Annotated in this window: 21 protein-coding genes; 18 read left to right on the top strand and 3 right to left on the bottom strand. The window is 66.5% G+C overall.

Annotated elements, in window-relative coordinates; all coding sequences use genetic code 11:
* Position 1 precedes the first annotated feature (1 nt).
* The 6 genes from motD (at position 2) to C167_RS32845 (ending at position 4,370) form a co-directional block, all read left to right on the top strand.
* Positions 2-886, top strand: coding sequence for a flagellar motor protein MotD (motD, locus tag C167_RS0121145; RefSeq protein ID WP_026079186.1), 885 nt, complete (start codon positions 2-4; stop codon positions 884-886).
* 45 nt (positions 887-931) lie between these two features.
* Positions 932-1,720, top strand: a complete 789-nt coding sequence (locus C167_RS0121150) for a ParA family protein (protein WP_017520304.1) — start codon at positions 932-934, stop codon at positions 1,718-1,720.
* A 97-nt stretch (positions 1,721-1,817) separates the two neighbouring features.
* Positions 1,818-2,753 (top strand): CheW domain-containing protein, encoded by a 936-nt coding sequence (locus C167_RS0121155; protein ID WP_026079187.1) that lies wholly within the window; start codon positions 1,818-1,820, stop codon positions 2,751-2,753.
* Positions 2,754-2,827: 74 nt separating this feature from the next.
* Entirely contained in the window at positions 2,828-3,307 is a 480-nt protein-coding gene (locus C167_RS0121160; protein WP_015476565.1) for a chemotaxis protein CheW, read from the top strand.
* 1 nt (position 3,308) lies between these two features.
* Positions 3,309-3,716 carry a DUF2802 domain-containing protein gene (locus tag C167_RS0121165; RefSeq protein ID WP_017520306.1) on the top strand — a complete coding sequence of 136 codons (408 nt, stop codon included), beginning with the start codon at positions 3,309-3,311 and terminating at the stop codon, positions 3,714-3,716.
* A gap of 156 nt (positions 3,717-3,872) precedes the next feature.
* The gene (locus tag C167_RS32845) at positions 3,873-4,370 is read left to right on the top strand and encodes a hypothetical protein (protein ID WP_235154347.1); all 498 of its coding nucleotides are present in this window, start codon (positions 3,873-3,875) and stop codon (positions 4,368-4,370) included.
* 6 nt (positions 4,371-4,376) lie between these two features.
* Here C167_RS32845 and C167_RS0121175 read toward each other — a convergent pair whose 3' ends face one another.
* Both C167_RS0121175 and C167_RS0121180 read right to left on the bottom strand, forming a co-directional pair.
* Positions 4,377-4,718 (bottom strand): EscU/YscU/HrcU family type III secretion system export apparatus switch protein, encoded by a 342-nt coding sequence (locus C167_RS0121175; RefSeq protein WP_017520308.1) that lies wholly within the window; start codon positions 4,716-4,718, stop codon positions 4,377-4,379.
* Positions 4,715-6,316 (bottom strand): flagellar hook-length control protein FliK, encoded by a 1,602-nt coding sequence (locus C167_RS0121180; RefSeq protein ID WP_017520309.1) that lies wholly within the window; start codon positions 6,314-6,316, stop codon positions 4,715-4,717. Before C167_RS0121180 ends, C167_RS0121175 begins: the two co-directional genes overlap by 4 nt.
* Positions 6,317-6,589: 273 nt before the next feature.
* On the opposite strand from C167_RS0121180, the gene ccmA reads away from it, so the two are divergent.
* The 10 genes from ccmA (at position 6,590) to C167_RS0121230 (ending at position 14,006) form a co-directional block, all read left to right on the top strand.
* The gene (ccmA, locus tag C167_RS0121185; RefSeq protein WP_017520310.1) at positions 6,590-7,246 is read left to right on the top strand and encodes a cytochrome c biogenesis heme-transporting ATPase CcmA; all 657 of its coding nucleotides are present in this window, start codon (positions 6,590-6,592) and stop codon (positions 7,244-7,246) included.
* Entirely contained in the window at positions 7,243-7,914 is a 672-nt protein-coding gene (gene ccmB / locus C167_RS32850; protein WP_017520311.1) for a heme exporter protein CcmB, read from the top strand. Before ccmA ends, ccmB begins: the two co-directional genes overlap by 4 nt.
* A gap of 66 nt (positions 7,915-7,980) precedes the next feature.
* Positions 7,981-8,727 carry a heme ABC transporter permease gene (locus C167_RS0121195; RefSeq protein WP_026079188.1) on the top strand — a complete coding sequence of 249 codons (747 nt, stop codon included), beginning with the start codon at positions 7,981-7,983 and terminating at the stop codon, positions 8,725-8,727.
* A complete protein-coding gene (gene ccmD, locus C167_RS0121200) occupies positions 8,724-8,900 on the top strand; it encodes a heme exporter protein CcmD (protein ID WP_017520313.1) in 177 nt (58 codons plus the stop codon). The genes C167_RS0121195 and ccmD overlap by 4 nt, the downstream gene beginning before the upstream one ends.
* Positions 8,897-9,382 carry a cytochrome c maturation protein CcmE gene (gene ccmE / locus C167_RS0121205; RefSeq protein ID WP_017520314.1) on the top strand — a complete coding sequence of 162 codons (486 nt, stop codon included), beginning with the start codon at positions 8,897-8,899 and terminating at the stop codon, positions 9,380-9,382. Before ccmD ends, ccmE begins: the two co-directional genes overlap by 4 nt.
* 1 nt (position 9,383) lies before the next feature.
* Positions 9,384-11,357, top strand: coding sequence for a heme lyase CcmF/NrfE family subunit (locus C167_RS0121210; RefSeq protein WP_017520315.1), 1,974 nt, complete (start codon positions 9,384-9,386; stop codon positions 11,355-11,357).
* 2 nt (positions 11,358-11,359) lie between these two features.
* Positions 11,360-11,902 carry a thiol:disulfide interchange protein DsbE gene (gene dsbE / locus C167_RS0121215; RefSeq protein WP_017520316.1) on the top strand — a complete coding sequence of 181 codons (543 nt, stop codon included), beginning with the start codon at positions 11,360-11,362 and terminating at the stop codon, positions 11,900-11,902.
* Entirely contained in the window at positions 11,899-12,369 is a 471-nt protein-coding gene (locus C167_RS0121220) for a cytochrome c-type biogenesis protein (protein ID WP_017520317.1), read from the top strand. The genes dsbE and C167_RS0121220 overlap by 4 nt, the downstream gene beginning before the upstream one ends.
* Positions 12,366-13,577: a c-type cytochrome biogenesis protein CcmI gene (ccmI, locus tag C167_RS0121225; protein ID WP_017520318.1), complete on the top strand. Its 1,212-nt coding sequence runs from the start codon at positions 12,366-12,368 to the stop codon at positions 13,575-13,577. Before C167_RS0121220 ends, ccmI begins: the two co-directional genes overlap by 4 nt.
* A 24-nt stretch (positions 13,578-13,601) precedes the next feature.
* Positions 13,602-14,006 (top strand): hypothetical protein, encoded by a 405-nt coding sequence (locus tag C167_RS0121230; protein WP_017520319.1) that lies wholly within the window; start codon positions 13,602-13,604, stop codon positions 14,004-14,006.
* 512 nt (positions 14,007-14,518) lie between these two features.
* Here the strand turns inward: C167_RS0121230 and C167_RS0121235 are convergent.
* Positions 14,519-15,721 carry a GGDEF domain-containing protein gene (locus C167_RS0121235; protein WP_026079189.1) on the bottom strand — a complete coding sequence of 401 codons (1,203 nt, stop codon included), beginning with the start codon at positions 15,719-15,721 and terminating at the stop codon, positions 14,519-14,521.
* A 219-nt stretch (positions 15,722-15,940) separates the two neighbouring features.
* Here C167_RS0121235 and C167_RS0121240 point away from each other — a divergent pair, with 219 nt between their 5' ends.
* Positions 15,941-16,654, top strand: coding sequence for a lipoate--protein ligase family protein (locus C167_RS0121240; protein ID WP_017520321.1), 714 nt, complete (start codon positions 15,941-15,943; stop codon positions 16,652-16,654).
* A 58-nt stretch (positions 16,655-16,712) separates the two neighbouring features.
* Positions 16,713-18,527, top strand: a complete 1,815-nt coding sequence (locus C167_RS0121245; RefSeq protein WP_017520322.1) for a monovalent cation:proton antiporter-2 (CPA2) family protein — start codon at positions 16,713-16,715, stop codon at positions 18,525-18,527.
* The last annotated feature ends 20 nt before the right edge of the window (positions 18,528-18,547 follow it).

Genomic DNA, 18,547 nt, shown 5'->3' on the forward strand with positions numbered 1-18,547 from the left:
CATGCCTCGCCGCAGACGTCATGAGGAACACGAGAATCACGAACGCTGGCTGGTGTCCTACGCAGACTTCATCACCCTGCTGTTCGCCTTCTTCGTGGTGATGTATTCGATCTCCTCGATCAACGAGGGCAAGTACAAGATCCTCTCGGAGACGCTGACCGGCGTGTTCAACCAGCCGGACCGCTCGATCCGCCCGATCCCGGTCGGCGAGGAGCGCCCGCGCACCCAGCAGCCGGACGAATCGCTCAACGAGCCGCAGGACGAGGGCCAGGCCCAGGGCAACCCGGACACCCTGCAGCAGATCACCGACAGCGTGCGCCAGGCCTTCGGCGACCTGATCGCCACCGATCAGCTGTCGGTGCGCGGCAACGAGTTCTGGATCGAGATCACCCTCAATTCCAGCCTGCTGTTCCCCAGTGGCGACGCGATCCCCAACGACGCCGCCTTCGCAATCATCGAGAAGGTCGCCAGGATTCTGGCGCCTTACCGCAACCCGGTGCATGTCGAAGGCTTCACCGACAACGTACCAATCCATAATTCGCAGTACCCGACCAACTGGGAGCTGTCCGCGGCCCGCGCCGCCAGCATCGTTCGCATGCTCGCCCAGGACGGTCTCGACGCCGGTCGGCTGGCGGCGGTGGGCTATGGTGAATTCCAGCCGGTGGCGGACAATGCCACGGCGGATGGCCGCGCACGCAACCGCCGGGTGGTGCTGGTGATCTCCCGCAACCTGGAGGTGCGCCGCAGCATCAGCGGCGTGGGCAGCGGCAAGGCGCAGCCGGACCCGGCGTTGCGGCATGCTGGCACGCAAACTGCACCAGTGGTTGCCAGCGAGGCGCCCGGCAGCGGCGCCGTCAATTCTTCGTCATCGGCAGGGACTGAATGATATGAACACCCTGAACCGAAACACGGCCTGCGGGGAGCCAGCACTATGAAAGTCTGGGCGGTAGCCAACCAGAAAGGCGGGGTCGGCAAGACCACGTCCTCCATCGCATTGGCGGGCCTGCTGGCGGACGCCGGCAAGCGCGTGCTGATCGTCGACCTGGACCCCCACGGCTCCATGACCAGCTACTTCGGCCACGACCCGGACACGCTTGAACACAGCGTGTTCGACCTGTTCCTGCACCAGGGCAACGTGCCCGAGGGCCTGCCCGAGTCGCTGCTGCTGCCCACCAGCCACGAGAACATCCGCCTGCTGCCCTCGAGCACTGCACTGGCCACCCTGGAGCGCCAGTCGCCAGGGCAGAACGGCCTGGGCCTGGTGATCGCCAAGAGCCTGGCGCAGCTGTGGAACCAATTCGACTACGCGATCATCGACAGCCCGCCGCTGCTGGGTGTGCTGATGGTCAACGCGATGGCGGCCAGCCAGCACCTGGTGATCCCGGTGCAGACCGAGTTCCTTGCCCTCAAGGGCCTGGAGCGCATGGTCAACACCCTGAAGATGGTCAACCGCTCGCGCAAGCAGGCGCTGCCCTTCACCATCGTGCCGACCCTGTTCGACCGCCGTACCCAGGCCTCGCTGGGCACCCTGCGGGTGCTGCGCGACACCTATCCGGACACCCTCTGGCAGGCGTTCATTCCGGTGGACACCAAGCTGCGCGATGCCAGCCGCCTGGGCACCGTGCCTTCGCGCAACGACAGCAACAGCCGTGGCGTGATCGCCTACCGCGCGCTGCTCAAGCATCTGCTGGCCCATGTGCCGGCGAGCCAGGTAGCCTGAAGATGGCTGGCACGATTAAAAGAATCCGACGGATGCGCTCAAGAGCGGCGCGTCCGCTGCCGATAGGCTGGTCAGTCACCCTGCGCGGTTATCCATCATGAGTCGTTCCGCTACCGCCACACGGCCCCAGCTCGCGTTGCAGTCCTACCTGGACGCGCTGCTGCAGGAGGCCACTTTCGAAGACTTCGCCGCGGAACCGGTGGCGCTGCCTGTCGCCGCGCCTGTTGCTCCGGCTCCGGTGGCGCTGGTGGTCAGCGAGCCGGTCGCGCCACTTTCCGCCGAGCCTCAGGCTGCGGTGCTGCAGACCCCGCAAGCCAGCGTCAGCCTCGACGAATTCGAAGCGGCCGTGCTCGAAGAGCAGGTCCGCGATGCACGCCTGAACGTGGCGGTCCGCATGCCCGCTGTCCAGGCGCCGGTGGCCGAACTGCGCGTGCCAGAGCCGGTGGCTCCGGTCATGGAAACGCCTGTTGCCGATGAACCGTTGGCGCAACCAGGTCAGGTCATCGACCTGCACCAGCCCGGCAGTGCCGAGCTGCCCGCCGCGCCGCTGAAACTGCTCGACGACGGTCGCCCGGTGTGGGCGGCCGAACCCTTCGAGTGCCTGCTGTTCGACGTCGCCGGGCTGACCCTGGCCGTGCCGCTGGTGTGCCTGGGCTCGATCTACCCCCTGGGGGGGCACGACCTGACCCCGCTGTTCGGCCAGCCGGACTGGTTCCTCGGCATCCTGCCGGGCCAGAACGGTAACCTTAAGGTGCTCGATACCGCGCGCTGGGTAATGCCCGAGCGCTACCGCGACGACTACCGCGAGGGGCTGCAGTACGTGATTTCCGTGCAGGGCTACGAGTGGGGGCTGGCCGTGCACCAGGTCAGCCGCTCGGTGCGCCTGGCCCCGTCCGAAGTGAAGTGGCGCAGCCAGCGCCAGCAACGCCCGTGGCTGGCCGGCACGGTGATCGACCAGATGTGCGCACTGCTCGACGTCTCGGCCCTGGCCGAACTGATCGCCAGCGGTGCGGCCAAGCGCCTGCAGCCCTGAGGCCGGGTGCAATCCTGATTTGACAGACAACCTCCGCGCCGCAGGCGGCGCGGAACCAGAAGAGGCGAGGGGATATGAAGAAAACGTCAGCGCAAGGTGCCGAAGATCCGATTCTGCAGTGGGTCACCTTCCGCCTGGACAACGAGACCTACGGCATCAACGTGATGCAGGTCCAGGAAGTGCTGCGCTACACCGAGATCGCGCCGGTGCCGGGAGCCCCGAGCTATGTGCTGGGCATCATCAACCTGCGCGGCAACGTGGTCACCGTGATCGACACCCGCCAGCGCTTCGGCCTGGACCCGGCGCCGGTCTCGGACAACACCCGCATCGTCATCATCGAAGCTGACAAGCAAGTCGTCGGCATCCTGGTCGACAGCGTTGCCGAGGTCGTCTACCTGCGCCAGTCCGAGATCGAGACCGCGCCGAACGTCGGTAACGAGGAATCGGCCAAGTTCATCCAGGGCGTCTGCAACAAGAACGGCGAGCTGCTGATCCTGGTCGAGCTGGACAAGATGATGACCGAGGAAGAGTGGTCGGAGCTGGAGAGCATCTGAGGTGCTGATCGCTCTGGTGGTGCTCGGTATCGCCTGCGTGGGCCTCGCGTTGGCCTGCGTCTGGCTGTCCGGCCGGCAGCGCGCCCAGGAAGCCCGGGCGGCGCAGCTGGAGAAGCAGCTCGCGGTATTCGAGCAGCGTCTGAAGGAGCAGGGCAAGCGCATCGAGTCCTACCAGCAGATCAACGTCCGCATGGGCGAGGAGCTGCGCGAGCTGAACAAGCAGGTCGCGCCGCTGCCCGAGCGTCTGGCGCGCATCGAGCAGCGCGATCCCACCAGCCTGTCCTTCAGCCAGGCCGCGCGCCTGGTCGGCATGGGAGCAAGCCCCGAAGACCTGACCCAAAGCTGCGGCCTGTCCCAGGCCGAAGCCGAACTGGTCGCCCGCCTGCATCAGGGCAAGGCGCGGGACTGAGCCCGCGCCTGCGTCGTGCTCGCAACCCGCTGCCGCCATCTGTCGGGATTCCTGAGTTGTAGGAATTTCACTACGGGTGATTAGGACTCGTCTGATAAGAAAGGCGGCAAATCGTCGCTAAATTGGCCTCGTCAAACATTTTTCGAGGCCATCGATATGGCGACCATCTCACGACGCGCCATGGTGCTGTGTTCGCACCCGGGCCGGCTGCTGAACTACAGCGTGCTGCTCAATCGCCTGGAGTTCTACCACCTGAGCCTGTGCTTGAACCTGGACGAAGTGCGCAAGGCGCTGGCAACCCGGCAGCGCTACGGTCTGTTCATCCATGACGACTTCCGCCCGGGCCCGAGCGAATTGCTCAGCCTCAAGGCGCTTAGCCGCAGCAACACCTTCCGCCAGTTCCTGCTGGTCGGAAACTACAGCGCCGAGGAGCGACGCGGCCTGATGCAGTGGGCCTGGGCCAACCGCGTGCCGCTGCTGGACGTGCTGGACAAGCCGATATCCCTGGCGCAGTTGCGCGAGGCGACCAGCAGCATGGTCCTCTACCACAGCGAAGACGAGCAGCCGATCCGTCGATCGGTGCGCGAGTTCCACGACTACGCACCTGCCAACGATCGCCCGTCGTACCAGACAGGTACCGAGCGCTTGCGCTGATTCCTCTCAGTCGGGACGGGAAGCCGGTCCTTCGAGCAACAGCGGCGCATCGCCTTCCTGGGCGCTGGAGCGGTTGTTCAGCGGGCTCTTGCCCTTGAGGTACCAGGCGAAGGCGATGATTTCCGCGATGGTGCGATAGAGCGCCTCGGGTATCGCTTCGCCCAGTTCCAGCCGCGCCAGCAGACGCACCAGCTCGGCGTTCTCGTAGATCGGCACCTCATGGTGACGGGCAATGGCCAGAATGGTCTCCGCCAGCTCGTCGTCACCCTTGGCGGTCAGGGTCGGAGCGCTCTGGCCGTCATAGTTCAGGGCGATGGCCTGGCGCGGCGGCGATTTCATCTTCTTCATGCGGTCTCATCCACCCAGCGTTGCTCCACCGCCGTGCGGGGGCCCTGTGGCGGCTTGCCCTGACTGCAGGACAGCTCGCCGACGGTCAGGCCGGCATCGTTCAGGCGCTGGCGCAGGGTGCCCAGTTCGCGGTCCACCAGGCTTGCGGTACTGGCGTTTTCGGCCCACATCTGGCTGGCAATGCTGCCGTGGGCGAGGGTGGCCTGCACCTGCATCGGGCCCAGCGGTTCGAGATCGAAAGCCAGCTCCACCCGCCACAGCGTGTCCTGCTGTTGCGGGTCGCGCTCGCTGGCGGGTTTTTCTTCCTGCTGGATACGCACCTGCAATGGCACCCAGTGGTGCTGGTGGCGCATGGGGATTTCCATCTGCCAGGTGTTGAGCAGGGTGCCGTCGGGCAAGACATCGCTTTGCGCAAGGCTGCTGAGCTGGTGCGTCTGCAGGCGCGAGACGGCAGCGGCGGCCAGCTTGAGCAGGGATTCGAGGTCGCCTTCTTCCTCCAATTGGTGGGCCAGCCGGCTGGGCAGCGGGAAGCTGGTCGGCGCCGCTGTGCGTCCGCCGGTCTGGCCCAGCACGCCGAGCGCGTTGCGGACGAAGGCCGGCAGCGACTGCGCCAGGTTGCTGGCGCCCGCCAGGGCGTTGCCGGACAGGTTGCCCAGGACCCCGGCGGCGGTGCTGTTCGGCGCGGCCGGCAGCAATTGGGCGATCAGTCGCAGCAGGTTGGCCTTGAGGTCCTGCGGCAGGGGCTCGGCTCCGCGCAGCAGCTGCGCCTCCAGAAATGCCCCGCTGTGCTGCAGCGCCTGGGCGACTCCCTTGGCATCGCTCAGTTGGCGGATGTCGGGGAGGGCGGCGAGCAGCTTGTCCACAGCCTGGTGCATTTCCGGCGACATCGCCGGGCTGCGCCCGGCGCCCTGCAAAGCACTGAACAGACTTTCCAGCGGGCCCTGGCGGCCCTGCTGTGCGGAGAGTTGGCGGGTGAGTTCGAGCTGGTCGAGGCGACTGTCCAGCGGCAGGAACTGCAGGGCATTCTGGTCCTGTACGCGAGCGCTGAGCAGGCTGTTCAGAGGCAGCGGATTCGGGGACTCGATGCTCAACTGGCGCCCCGCCAGGGGGGTATTGAGCAGCGTCACCAGTACCTTGTAGATGGCCTGTTCCGCCTTGTTCTGGGCGACCAGTTGGCTGGAGTCGACCTTGCCCTGCAGCAGCGTGCCCACCGGCAGGAGATCGAGGTCCAGACTGCCCAGCGGCGGCTGGCGGCCGCCCAGGCCCAGCTGGCTGATGCTCGGCTGGTTGATCAGCGTGGCGGCGAGGTTGGTCTGGGTCAGCGTGGCGAGCTCCAGCGTGCTGCCCTTGGGCAGGGCCTGCGGGCTGTCCGCGACAACCAGGGCCTGCTGGCCGCTGGCCATGGTCAGGCGCAACAGCAGTTGGAAGTTTACCGGCGTTTCGCGTACCGCCAGGACTTCGGCATTGGCCTTTTCCCCTGGCGGCAGCAGGTCACCCAGGCTCTGCGCGAGCTTGAGCGTCAGTTCCGCCGAGCTTTGCGCGCTGCGCGGGGTAGGCATGGGCGGTAGCGGGCGGGAAGCGCCAATTTCGCTCGGCATCGAGGACCTGTCCGGAAGACAAAACGGGTTTGCGCCCAGTGTATCGGCGGCGGTTGCCCGCACTTTAGACCGCCCGGCGGTGAGTGCGCAGCGTAATCGGTCAGGATAGACGCAATGCAAGGTGCGCTGATCTGACGTTACACCCTGTCGAAAAACCTGACGTCGGGCGTAGGAACGGCTGTGTATAATGCGCCGCCCGAGGCCGCGCTTGGCGGCCCGCGCGGTATGGCCGCGTTTTTGCACCCCTGACTGTTTTCTGCCCGACGGTTGCCGATGCCCTTGAACCATCCCCTCCTCGAAACCGTGGCGCTCGCCTGCGAGCGGGACTGGCGCATGCTGTTCGAGCGTCTCGATTTGCGACTGGGCGCGGGCGAGATGCTACAGATCGTCGGCCCCAACGGCAGCGGCAAGACCAGCCTGCTGCGCCTGCTCAGCGGGCTGATGCAGCCCACCGCCGGCGAGGTGCTGCTCAATGGCAAGCCGCTGACCGAACAGCGACATGAACTGGCTCGCCTGCTGCTTTGGATCGGCCACGCCGCGGGCATCAAGGGCCTGCTCACCGCCGAAGAGAACCTTGCCTGGCTCTGCGCCCTGCACCAGCCGGCCAACCGCGACGCCATCTGGCAAGCGTTGGAAGCCGTCGGCCTGCGCGGCTTCGAGGACGTTCCCTGTCATACCCTGTCCGCCGGCCAGCAGCGCCGCGTGGCCCTGGCGCGCCTGTACCTGGACGCGCCGCCGCTGTGGATCCTCGACGAACCCTTCACCGCCCTGGACAAGCAGGGCGTCGCGCAGTTGGAAGAGCACCTGGCCGGCCATTGCGAACGCGGCGGCCTGGTCGTGCTGACCACCCACCACACCCTCGAACGCATGCCGCAAGGCTACCGCGCCCTCGACCTCGGCCAGCATGCACGGGAGGTAGCGGCGCGATGAGCAACGTCTTCACCCTGCTGCTGGCCCGCGAAGCGCGCCTGCTGTTCCGCCGTCCGGCGGAGCTGGCTAATCCTTTGGTGTTCTTCGCCATCGTCATCGCGCTGTTCCCGCTGGCGGTCGGCCCTGAATCGGAAATGCTCAAGAATCTCTCGCCGGGGCTGGTCTGGGTTGCGGCTTTGCTGGCGGTGCTGCTGTCGCTGGACGGCCTGTTCCGCAGCGATTTCGAGGATGGTTCCTTGGAACAGTGGGTCCTTTCGCCGCACCCCCTGCCACTACTGGTCCTGGCCAAAGTGCTGGCACACTGGCTGGTTTCAGGGCTGGCCCTGGTGCTGCTGTCGCCGCTGTTCGCCCTGATGCTGGGCCTGCCGGCGCGCTGCCTGCCGGATCTGCTGCTGTCGCTGCTGCTGGGGACACCCATCCTGAGCCTGCTGGGCGCCGTGGGCGCGGCGCTCACCGTGGGCCTGAAGCGCGGCGGCCTGCTGCTGGCCCTGCTGATCCTGCCGCTCTACATTCCGGTGCTGATCCTGGGCAGCGGAGCGCTGCAGGCGTCGCTGCAGGGGCTGCCCACCGCCGGGCACCTGTTGTGGTTGGCCAGCCTGACGGCGTTAGCATTGACGCTGACGCCCTTTGCCATCGCCGCCGGGCTGAAGATCAGCGTCGGCGAGTGAACGAACGATCGCCGGGCTTTCGAAGCGGCACCGGCGGCAGACTAGAGCTTTGAATTACAGAGCCTGATGATGAACTGGACTTGGTTTCACAAGCTTGGCTCGCCCAAGTGGTTCTACGAGATCAGCGGACGCTGGATGCCCTGGTTCGCGGTCGCCGCGATCCTGCTGATGGTTGCCGGCACCGTCTGGGGCCTGGCCTTCGCGCCGCCGGATTACCAGCAGGGCAACAGCTTCCGCATCATCTATATCCACGTGCCGGCGGCGTTCCTGGCCCAGTCCTGCTACGTGATGCTGGCGGTGGCCGGCGCGGTCGGGCTGATCTGGAAGATGAAGATCGCCGACGTCGCGGTGCAGTGCGCCGCGCCTATTGGCGCCTGGATGACCTTCGTCGCGCTGGTCACCGGCGCCATCTGGGGCAAGCCGACCTGGGGCGCCTGGTGGGTCTGGGACGCGCGCCTGACCTCGATGCTGATCCTGCTGTTCCTCTATTTCGGCATCATCGCCCTCGGCCAGGCCATCACCAACCGCGACAGCGCAGCCAAGGCCTGCGCGGTGCTGGCCATCGTCGGCGTGGTGAACATCCCGATCATCAAGTACTCGGTGGACTGGTGGAACACCCTGCACCAGCCGGCCACCTTCACCCTTACCGAGAAGCCGCCGATGCCGCCGGAGATGTGGATTCCGCTGCTGATGATGGTCGCCGGTTTCTATTGCTTCTTCGCCGTGGTGCTGATGATGCGCATGCGCCTGGAAGTGCTCAAGCGCGAAGCCCGCGCGAGCTGGGTCAAGGCCGTGGTGGAGCGCGCGCTATGAGTTTCGAGTCCTTCTCCGATTTCCTCGCCATGGGCCACCATGGCCCTTACGTGTGGTCCGCCTACGCCATCTGCCTGGCGGTCCTGGCGATCAACGTCGTCTCGCCGATCGTGGCGCGCCGGCGTTACCTGCAAGAAGAGGCGCGTCGTCTGCGCCGGGAGGCCAGCAAGTGAATCCGGTCCGCAAGAAGCGTCTGTACATCGTCCTCGCCATCGTCGCCGGCGTGGGCGTCGCCGTCAGCCTGGCGCTGTCGGCCCTGCAGGAAAACATCAACCTGTTCTATACCCCGACCCAGATCGCCAATGGCGAGGCGCCGCACGACACGCGCATCCGCGCCGGCGGCATGGTGGAGAAGGGCTCGCTCAAGCGTTCGGCGGACTCGCTGGACGTGGAATTCGTGGTCACCGACTTCGCCAAGGAGGTCACGGTGAAGTACCGCGGCATCCTGCCGGACCTGTTCCGCGAAGGGCAGGGTATCGTCGCCCTGGGCAAGATCGACGAGAGCGGCGTGCTGACCGCCGACGAAGTGCTGGCCAAGCACGACGAGAAGTACATGCCGCCGGAAGTCACCAAGGCGCTCAAGGACAGCGGCAAGCTGGAACACTACGAAGCCAGCCAGAGCGGCAATGCCGCGCCACAGCAGGGGAGCAACTGACATGGTTCCCGAACTCGGCCACCTCTCGCTGATCCTTGCGCTGTGCATGGCGCTGGTGATGTCGTTCTTCCCGCTGGTCGGCGCCTGGCGCGGCGATCGCCAGTGGATGAGCCTGGCGCGCCCGGCAGCCTGGGGGCAGTTCGCCTTCCTGCTGTTCTCTTTCGGCTGCCTGACCTGGGCCTTCCTCCACGATGACTTCTCGGTGGCCTACGTCGCCAGCAACTCCAACAGCGCGCTGCCGTGGTTCTACAAGTTCAGCGCGGTGTGGGGCGCCCACGAAGGCTCGCTGCTGCTCTGGGCGCTGATTCTTGGCGGCTGGACTTTCGCCGTCTCGGTGTTCTCCCGGCAGTTGCCGGAAGCGATGCTGGCCCGCGTGCTGGCCGTGATGGGCATGATCAGCACCGGTTTCCTGCTGTTCCTGATCATCACCTCCAACCCCTTCAGCCGCCTGCTGCCGCAGGTGCCGGCGGACGGCAACGACCTGAACCCTCTGTTGCAGGACCCGGGCCTGATCTTCCACCCGCCGATGCTCTACATGGGCTACGTGGGCTTCTCGGTGGCCTTCGCCTTTGCCATCGCCGCGCTGCTCGGTGGCCGCCTCGACGCGGCCTGGGCGCGTTGGTCGCGCCCGTGGACGCTGGTGGCCTGGACCTTCCTCGGAGTCGGCATCGTGCTCGGCTCCTGGTGGGCCTACTACGAACTGGGCTGGGGCGGGTGGTGGTTCTGGGACCCGGTGGAAAACGCTTCCTTCATGCCCTGGCTGGTGGGCACGGCCCTGATTCACTCGCTGGCGGTGACCGAAAAGCGCGGCGTGTTCAAGAGCTGGACCGTGCTGCTGGCCATTGCGGCCTTCTCGCTGAGCCTGCTGGGTACCTTCCTGGTTCGTTCCGGCGTGCTGACCTCGGTGCACGCCTTCGCCTCGGACCCCGAGCGCGGCGTGTTCATCCTCGCCTTCCTGCTGGTGGTGGTCGGTGGCTCATTGACGCTGTTCGCCCTGCGCGCGCCGGTGGTCAAGAGCCAGGTCGGCTTCGCCCTGTGGTCCCGCGAGACCCTGCTGTTGCTGAACAACCTGATCCTGGTGGTCACCGCTTCGATGATCCTGCTGGGCACGCTCTACCCGCTGGTGCTCGATGCCATCAGCGGCGCCAAGCTGTCGGTCGGCCCGCCGTACTTCAACGCGCTGTTCGTGCCGTTGATCGCCATCCTCATGCTGGCCCTGGCTGTCGGTGTGCTGGTGCGCTGGAAGGACACCCCGACGCGCTGGCTGCGCAACATGCTCACCCCGGTGCTGATCGGCACCGTGGTGCTGGGCGGCCTCGGCAGCTTCCTGTATGGCGAGCTGCACTGGGAAGTGCTGACCGTGTTCATGCTGGCCGCCTGGGTGGTGCTCGCCGGTGTGCGTGACTTCTTCGACAAGGTCCGCCACAAGGGCGTGATCGCCGGTGCCGCGGGTCTCAACCGCAGCTACTGGGGCATGCAGCTGGCGCACTTCGGTATCGCCATCTGCGCCATCGGCGTGGTGCTTACCAGCCAGTTCAGCGCCCAGCGCGACCTGCGCATGGCGCCGGGCGAGTCGGTGGAGCTGGCCGGTTACCAGTTCCGCTTCGAGGGTACCCATCACTTCGAAGGGCCGAACTTCACCTCCGACAAGGGTACTGTCCTCGTGACCCGCAACGGTTCCGAAGTCGCCACGCTGCACCCGGAGAAGCGTCTGTACAGCGTGCAGAACTCAATGATGACCGAGGCCGGCATCCACGGCAGCCTGACCCGCGACCTCTACGTCGCCCTGGGTGAGCCGCTGGACAACGGCGCCTGGGCCGTGCGCGTGCACATCAAGCCCTTTGTGCGCTTCATCTGGCTCGGCGGCCTGCTGATGGCCCTGGGCGGCGTGCTGGCGGCACTCGACCGTCGCTACCGGCTGAAAGTGAAAACGCGTGTACGCGAGGCCCTCGGCCTCGCCGGACAGGGAGCCTGAGTGTGAAGCGTGCGATCCTGCTGTTGCCCCTGGCGATCTTCCTGGTCGTCGCGGTATTCCTCTTCCGTGGCCTCTGGCTGGACCCCAGCGAGCTGCCCTCGGCGCTGATCGGCAAGCCGTTCCCGGCGTTCTCCCTGCCCAGCGTCACCGAACCGGGCAAGACCTACACCGAGGCCGATATCAAGGGCAAGCCGGCGCTGGTCAACGTCTGGGGTACCTGGTGCCCGACCTGCCGCTTCGAGCACCCGGTGCTCACCGACCTCGCCGCCAAGGGCGTGGTGATCTACGGCATCAACTACAAGGACGATGGCGCCGCCGCGCAGAAGTGGCTCAAGGAGCTGCACAACCCCTACCTGCTGAACATCGCCGATGCGCAGGGCACCCTGGGCCTGGACCTGGGGGTCTATGGCGCGCCGGAGACCTACATCATCGACAAGGACGGCATCATTCGGCACAAGCTGGTCGGGGCCGTCGACGAGAAGGTCTGGCGCGAACAACTGGCGCCGATCTACCAGGGCCTGGTCGACGAAGCGGAGGGCAAATGAAGCGCCTGCTTGCCGCCGCCGCGCTCGGGCTGTGCCTGACCGGCATCGCCCACGCCGCCATCGACACCTACGAGTTCGCCAATGAAGCCGAGCGTGAGCGCTTCCGCGACCTGACCACCGAGCTGCGTTGCCCCAAGTGCCAGAACCAGGACATCGCCGACTCCAACGCGCCGATCGCCGCCGACCTGCGCAAGCAGATCTACACCCAGATGGCGGCCGGCAAGAGCAACCAGCAGATCGTCGACTACATGGTCGACCGCTATGGCGAGTTCGTGCGCTACAAGCCCGAAGTCAGCGAGCGCACCTGGCTGCTCTGGTTCGGCCCCGCCGCGTTGCTGGGCCTGGGCGTGATCGTCATTGGCACCATCGTTGTGCGCCGCCGTCGCCCGGCAGCCGCCACTTCCACCACGCTGTCCGCCGAGGAGCAGGCGCGTCTCGACCAATTGCTGGATAACCAAGACAAATGATCGATTTCTGGCTCGCTGCCGGCCTGCTGTTGCTGGTGGCCCTGGCATTCCTCCTCGTCCCTCTGCTGCGCGGCCGCAAGGCCCAGGCCGAGGAAGACCGCACCGCCCTCAACGTCGCCCTGTACCAGGAGCGCCTGGCCGAGCTGGCCACCCAGCGTGACGCCGGCACCCTGGACGCGGCTCAGTTCGAAGCCGGCCGCGCCGAAGCGGCCCGCGAGCTGCTGTCCGATACCGAGGGTGCCAGCGAAGACCGCCGGTCCCGTCTCGGCCGTGCGGCGCCGATGATCGTGGCGCTGGTCCTGCCGTTCCTCGCCCTGGGCCTGTACCTGCACTGGGGCGCCAGCGACAAGGTCGCCCTGGCGCGCGAGTTCGCCACCGCGCCGCACTCCATGGAAGAAATGACCACGCGCCTGGAGCGTGCCGTGCAGGCGCAGCCGGATTCCGCCGAAGGCTGGTATTTCCTCGGCCGCACCTACATGACCCAGAACCGCGCCGCCGATGCCGCCAAGGCCTTCGAGCAGGCCGCGCGCCTGTCCGGCCGCCAGCCGGAAGTGCTCGGCCAGTGGGCCCAGGCGTTGTATTTCGCCGGTGACAAGGCGCTGACTCCGGAAGTGCTCGGGCTGGCCGATGAAGCGCTGAAGAAGGACCCGCAAGAAGTCACCACGCTGGGCCTGCTCGGCATCGCCGCTTTCGAGGACGAGAAGTACGCCGACGCCATCGACTACTGGGGCCGCCTGGTCGCCGTGCTGCCGCAGGACGACCCGTCCCGCGAAGCCATTGCCGGTGGCATCGAGCGCGCCCGCCAGAAAATGGTCGAGAAAGGCCAGACTCCGCCGCAAGCACCCGCCGTCGCGCAGGCGGCTGGCGTGACCCTGAAGGTGAAGGTCGACCTGACTGCCGCCGTGAAGGGCCAGGTCAAGCCGGATGACAGCGTGTTCGTCTTCGCCCGCGCCGTCAGCGGTCCGCCGATGCCGCTGGCAGTGAAGCGCCTGAAGGTCTCCGACTTGCCCAGCGAGGTTTCGCTCAGCGATGCCGACGCGATGATGCCGCAGCTCAAGCTGTCGCAGCATCCGCAGGTGCAACTCGTCGCCCGGATCTCCCGTGCCGGCAATGCCATCACCGGCGAATGGATCGGACGCAGCGAAGCGTTGTCTACTGCCAACGCGGGCGAACAGAGCGTGACCATCGACAGCCCGGACCAGAAGTAAGACGAACAAGAGAGGGTTGAGCGAATGAAGGGCAGAGTATTGGCGCTGGGCGCCATGCTGGTTTTGGGTGGTTGCGTGGTGCAGCCGCAGCAGCCGGAGCAACCGCCCGAGCATACGCCACCGCCTTCGCAGCCGAGCAAGCCGATCCCGCCGGCCAAGACCTCAAGTTCGCCGATCACCCCGCAGCCCGGCGCTGCGCCGGCGGCCAAGCGCCCGACCCAGTTCGCCCCGCCGCCCGGCGGCAAGGGCCGCTGGGATGCCAGCCTGGGCGTCTATGTGATCCAGGGCCAGAAGAACCTCTTCTACCGCCAGCGCACCTACTACCACTGGGACAACGGCTGGTACTGGGGCGTCGGCCCGCAGGGTCCCTGGACCGAGACCGACAGCAGCGGCGTGCCGCCGGGGCTGACGCGTAAATACGCGCAGTAACGCGCTTTCGTAGGAGCGGACCTTGTCCGCGATGACTTGGCGCCGGTCCGGCCAATCAGGAAGCGCGGGCCGGCCCATCGCGGACGGAGTTCTCGACGACGCCTCCTGCTAGCGTCGATTCCGCTCCATTCTCATGCTGGGCCCGCCTCCCTCTCCCTGAAGGGAGAGGGGACTGATCGGCGCGAACTGACATCTCCGCGCCGGTCGGCTAACTCTTTAACCACCGAAGTATGCCGAACGGTCCCTTCCCCCTTCAGGGAGAGGGCGGGGGAGAGGGGCCTCCTGAGCACAGAGATTCCATATAGCGCGTAGGGCGCATACCCCGGAGCGGGTGATCCGCCGATTACCTCGTGGCGGATAACGCTGGCGCGTTATGCGCCCTACGACTCGCAGGTCCGCGCAGTAATGAGCTTTTCGTAAAAGCGGATTCATCCGCGATGACCTGGCGCCGCTCCGTCCAACCGCGGACGGAACCCGCCCCTGCGCACCGGGATGGCAGCCCGCCTGGACGCTCAGTCAAACGTCCCCATCTCCATTCCCAGTTCAATCACTTCCACGCGGTTACGTCCGCTGGCCTTAGCCTTGTACAGCGCCTTGTCCGCCGCCGCGTACAGCCCTTCATAGGTGCCCGGAACGCCGGCTTCCAGGCAGGCGATGCCAAAGCTCGCGGTGAGGTAGAGCAGGCCGTCCTTCATCGGCAGCGGGGTTTCTTCCAGCAGGCGACGTACCTTCTCGGCGATCACCCGCGCCTGGGGCTGTGAAGTATCGGGCAACAGCAGCAGGAATTCCTCGCCGCCCAGGCGCGCCACGCTGTCGCCGGTGCGGGTGTAATTCCTCAGCAGGCTGGCGGTGTGGCGGATGACTTCATCGCCCAGTGGGTGGCCGTAGCGGTCGTTGATGAACTTGAAGTGATCCAGGTCCACCATGAGCAGGCTGATCGGCGCCGGCTGGCGGGCGGCCCGCGAGAGCTCCATGTCCACCAGCTGGTCGAACTGGCGGCGGTTGAACAGCCCGGTCAGGGGGTCATGGCCGGCCAGGTATTCCAGTTGGCGGTTCTTCTCCTCCAATTCCAGCCGTTGCTGGCGGAGGTACTCGCGCTGGCGCAGGTTGCGCACATGGCCGTGCCAGAGGATGAACGACAGCACCAGGCCGATGCCGCAGATGGTCAGCCCACCCATCTGGTTCGACAGGCGCAGCTGTGGGCTGGCCTGTGTCAGCGCCATGGTCAGCTCGAAGCTGGCCAGGGCGAGGATGTAGAGGGCGATGGCCAGGCTCGGGCGCAACAGGATGAGCAGGGCGGTCGCCACCGAGGCCATGAGGAAGGGTGTGATGCTGCTGGTAACCTGCTGGTCGGCGCCGGTGATGGCGATGCCGAACCCCAGCACCAGGGCGCTGCCCAGAACGGTGAGCAGTTGCATGTACCACAGCGGTGCGCTTCGACGCGGTGTAGAGGCCAGCCAGGCCAGCAGGCCGAGGAGGGAAAAAAGTATGGCGACCACGGCGTGGACTCGGATGATATCCAGCCGCCAGCCGTCATATTCGGGGCTTGAGCCCTGGAGGTTGAGGCGAAATACCAATATGTGGATAAGGTCGAAAGGCACCGCCAGCAGGGCGGCGAAGTACAGGCGCCGCAGGTTTTCCCGGGCAATGGGCAGCGCCAGCGCGTCGTTGACCGCGATGGCATGGTGCATTCGCTGGAGCAAGGTCCTGGCCACGGGCTCTGGCCTCCTGCGCTAGTGCCGGCCAATAGCAGGATAGACGCAGCGCCGCTGCGCTGCGGTGCCGATTGAAATCGACGTGACTCCGCACGACATCGCAGCAGTCACAGGTCGCCACGCTGAGAACTCCGATCCAGGCGACAAATTGGCCTGGAACATTGTCGGATAAGCCCTCGACGGGCATAGTCCGCACCCGGTTAATTCAAGGACGCTGTCATGAACAGAGTGAAACGACTGTCGGCGCAGCAAGGGCTCGATGCCGAACGTACGCTGCTCGATGCCACCTTCGCCGGTGAGCGCGACAGCGGCCTGCTGTTCTGGAGCCCACTGGAACAGTCCCTGGTGATGCCGCGTCGGCTGAGCCGCCTGGAGGGCTTTGTCGCCGCCGAGGCCGCCTGTGCCGGGCTAGGTTGGCCTATCGCCCTGCGTGACACTGGTGGCGAGCCGGTGCCGCAGTCCGCCGGGGTGCTCAACGTTGCACTGGTCTACGCGATCCCGCCGGGCGACAACGAGCAGACGCGCATCGAAACCGCCTACCTGCGCCTGTGCCAGCCGCTGTGCGACTGGCTGGCTGCCCTCGACCTCGATCCGGGCCTGGGGGAAGTGGAGGGCGCTTTCTGCGATGGTCGGTACAACGTCACCCTGGACGGTCGCAAACTGGTGGGTACCGCCCAGCGCTGGCGCCGCCGGCCCAGCGACGGGCGCTACGTGGTATTGGCCCACGGCGCCATGCTGATGGAAAACCAGCGCGAGCCGATGGTCGCGGCGGTGAATGCCTTCTACGAAAACTGCAGGCTCGAAGCCCGCGTGCGCGCCAGCAGCCATGTGGCGCTGGACGAGCGCTACGAACAGCCCTGGGACCAGGTGGACGCGCTGGCCGGGCAGTTCCAGCGTCACTTGCTGGCCGAGGGCGTGGCGCTGGATGTGTGAGAAGAACGACGTGGGTGGATCTTCGCTTCGCCCCAAACCTTCCAAGGAGTCTTGAACGATGGAACATGGGACGAATTACCTGCAGTCGGCAGCGGTCTTCCTGCTCGCGGCGGTGTTCATGGTGCCGCTGGCCAAGCGCCTGCAACTGGGCGCGGTGCTCGGCTACCTGCTCGCCGGGGTGTTCATCGGCCCTTCGCTGCTGGGGCTGATCGACAACCCCGAGAGCGTCGCCAGCCTGTCCGAGCTGGGCGTGGTGCTGCTGCTGTTCATCATTGGTCTTGAGCTATCGCCCAAGCGCCTGTGGGTAATGCGCAAGCAGGTGTTCGGCGTTGGTCTGGCGCAGGTGCTGCTCACTGGGCTTGCCATCGGCAGCGTCGCGGTCCTGGTCTTCGACATGCCGGTGAATACTTCCGTGGTGCTGGGCGGCGGACTGGCGCTGTCGTCCACCGCCTTCGGCCTGCAGATCCTCGCCGAGCGCAAGGAGCTGAACAGCCCTTACGGTCGCCTTGGCTTCGCCATCCTGCTGTTCCAGGACATTGCCGCCATCCCGCTGATCGCCATGATCCCGCTGCTGGGCGCGCGCGCCGATTCGGCAGCGCCGGGCGGTGACCTGGGACATGTCCTGGAAGTGGTCGGCAGCATTGCCGTGGTGGTGATCGGCGGGCGCTTCCTGCTGCGACCGGTATTCCGCTCGGTGGCCCGTACCGGCCAGGCTGACCTGTCCACCGCCACCGCGCTGCTGGTGGTGGTCGGCACCGCCTGGCTGATGGAGTGGGCAGGCGTGTCGATGGGGCTGGGCGCCTTCCTCGCCGGCCTGCTGCTGGCGGACTCGGAATACCGCCACGAACTGGAAGCGCAGATCGAACCCTTCAAGGGCCTGCTGCTCGGCCTGTTCTTCATCAGCGTGGGCATGAGCGCCGACCTCGGCCTGCTCAAGAGCGAGCCGCTGGTCGTGCTTGGCCTGACCCTGCTGCTGGTGGGTATCAAGTTGCCGCTGCTGTTCCTCATCGGCCGCCTGGCCGGCGGGCTGGACAAGGTCTCGGCGATTCGCCTGGGCGTGCTGCTGGGCGCCGGCGGCGAGTTCGCCTTCGTGGTGTTCAAGCTGGCCCTGGCGCAGGGGCTGATGGACGGCAAGCTGCATGCGCTGCTGGTGCTGTGCATCACCCTGTCCATGGCGATGACGCCGCTGCTGGTGCTGGCCCTGGCGCGCAGCATCAAGCCCAAGCCCGCTGTGCTGCGCGAGCCGCCGCCGGAATACCGCCAGTTACCGGACGACGCACCGCGCGTGGTAATCGCCGGTATGGGCCGGATGGGCCAGGTGGTCGCCCGTATCATGCGCGCCCAGGGCGTGCCTTTCGTCGCGCTGGACACCTCGGTGGACACCATCGAACTGACCCGCAGCTACGGCAATATACCGATCTTCTATGGCGACCCGCTGCGCCCGGAGATCCTGCGCGCCGCCCAGGTGGAGAAGGCCGAGTTCTTCGTGGTCGCCACCGACGACCCGCAGACCAACATCGAAACCGCGCGGCTGGTACGCAAGCTCTATCCGCACCTGAAGGTCATCGGCCGGGCGCGTAACCGCCAGCACGTCTACCACCTGCTGGATGCCGATGCGACGCCGGTGCGCGAGACCTTCCACTCGAGCCTGGAGATGAGCCGCCTGCTGCTGACCGGCCTCGGCCTGAACGAAGAGCAGGTCGCCGCGCGCATCCGCCGCTTCAAGCGCCATGACGAAGCGGTGCTGATGGCCCAGTACCGCGTCTACGACGACGAGACCGCGGTGATCCAGACTGCCCGCGAGGCGCGCAAGGAACTGGAAACCCTGTTCGAGGCGGACCACCTGGAAGACCAGGGCATCGGCCACCACTGACGGGTGGCGTTGTTTCGGCA

Origin of the sequence: Pseudomonas nitroreducens TX1 (genome assembly GCF_000313755.1) — a bacterium.
GTDB classification, from domain to species: Bacteria; Pseudomonadota; Gammaproteobacteria; order Pseudomonadales; family Pseudomonadaceae; genus Pseudomonas; species Pseudomonas nitroreducens_A.

Excerpts from the sequence above, each read along its gene's own strand:
- motD (WP_026079186.1), top strand. The coding sequence starts at position 2 with ATGCCTCGCCGCAGACGTCATGAGGAACACGAGAATCACGAACGCTGG.
- C167_RS0121150 (WP_017520304.1), top strand. The coding sequence starts at position 932 with ATGAAAGTCTGGGCGGTAGCCAACCAGAAAGGCGGGGTCGGCAAGACC.
- C167_RS0121155 (WP_026079187.1), top strand. The coding sequence starts at position 1,818 with ATGAGTCGTTCCGCTACCGCCACACGGCCCCAGCTCGCGTTGCAGTCC.
- C167_RS0121160 (WP_015476565.1), top strand. The coding sequence starts at position 2,828 with ATGAAGAAAACGTCAGCGCAAGGTGCCGAAGATCCGATTCTGCAGTGG.
- C167_RS32845 (WP_235154347.1), top strand. The coding sequence starts at position 3,873 with ATGGCGACCATCTCACGACGCGCCATGGTGCTGTGTTCGCACCCGGGC.
- C167_RS0121175 (WP_017520308.1), bottom strand. The coding sequence starts at position 4,718 with ATGAAGAAGATGAAATCGCCGCCGCGCCAGGCCATCGCCCTGAACTAT.
- C167_RS0121180 (WP_017520309.1), bottom strand. The coding sequence starts at position 6,316 with ATGCCGAGCGAAATTGGCGCTTCCCGCCCGCTACCGCCCATGCCTACC.
- ccmA (WP_017520310.1), top strand. The coding sequence starts at position 6,590 with ATGCCCTTGAACCATCCCCTCCTCGAAACCGTGGCGCTCGCCTGCGAG.
- ccmB (WP_017520311.1), top strand. The coding sequence starts at position 7,243 with ATGAGCAACGTCTTCACCCTGCTGCTGGCCCGCGAAGCGCGCCTGCTG.
- C167_RS0121195 (WP_026079188.1), top strand. The coding sequence starts at position 7,981 with ATGATGAACTGGACTTGGTTTCACAAGCTTGGCTCGCCCAAGTGGTTC.
- ccmD (WP_017520313.1), top strand. The coding sequence starts at position 8,724 with ATGAGTTTCGAGTCCTTCTCCGATTTCCTCGCCATGGGCCACCATGGC.
- C167_RS0121210 (WP_017520315.1), top strand. The coding sequence starts at position 9,384 with ATGGTTCCCGAACTCGGCCACCTCTCGCTGATCCTTGCGCTGTGCATG.
- C167_RS0121220 (WP_017520317.1), top strand. The coding sequence starts at position 11,899 with ATGAAGCGCCTGCTTGCCGCCGCCGCGCTCGGGCTGTGCCTGACCGGC.
- ccmI (WP_017520318.1), top strand. The coding sequence starts at position 12,366 with ATGATCGATTTCTGGCTCGCTGCCGGCCTGCTGTTGCTGGTGGCCCTG.
- C167_RS0121230 (WP_017520319.1), top strand. The coding sequence starts at position 13,602 with ATGAAGGGCAGAGTATTGGCGCTGGGCGCCATGCTGGTTTTGGGTGGT.
- C167_RS0121240 (WP_017520321.1), top strand. The coding sequence starts at position 15,941 with ATGAACAGAGTGAAACGACTGTCGGCGCAGCAAGGGCTCGATGCCGAA.
- C167_RS0121245 (WP_017520322.1), top strand. The coding sequence starts at position 16,713 with ATGGAACATGGGACGAATTACCTGCAGTCGGCAGCGGTCTTCCTGCTC.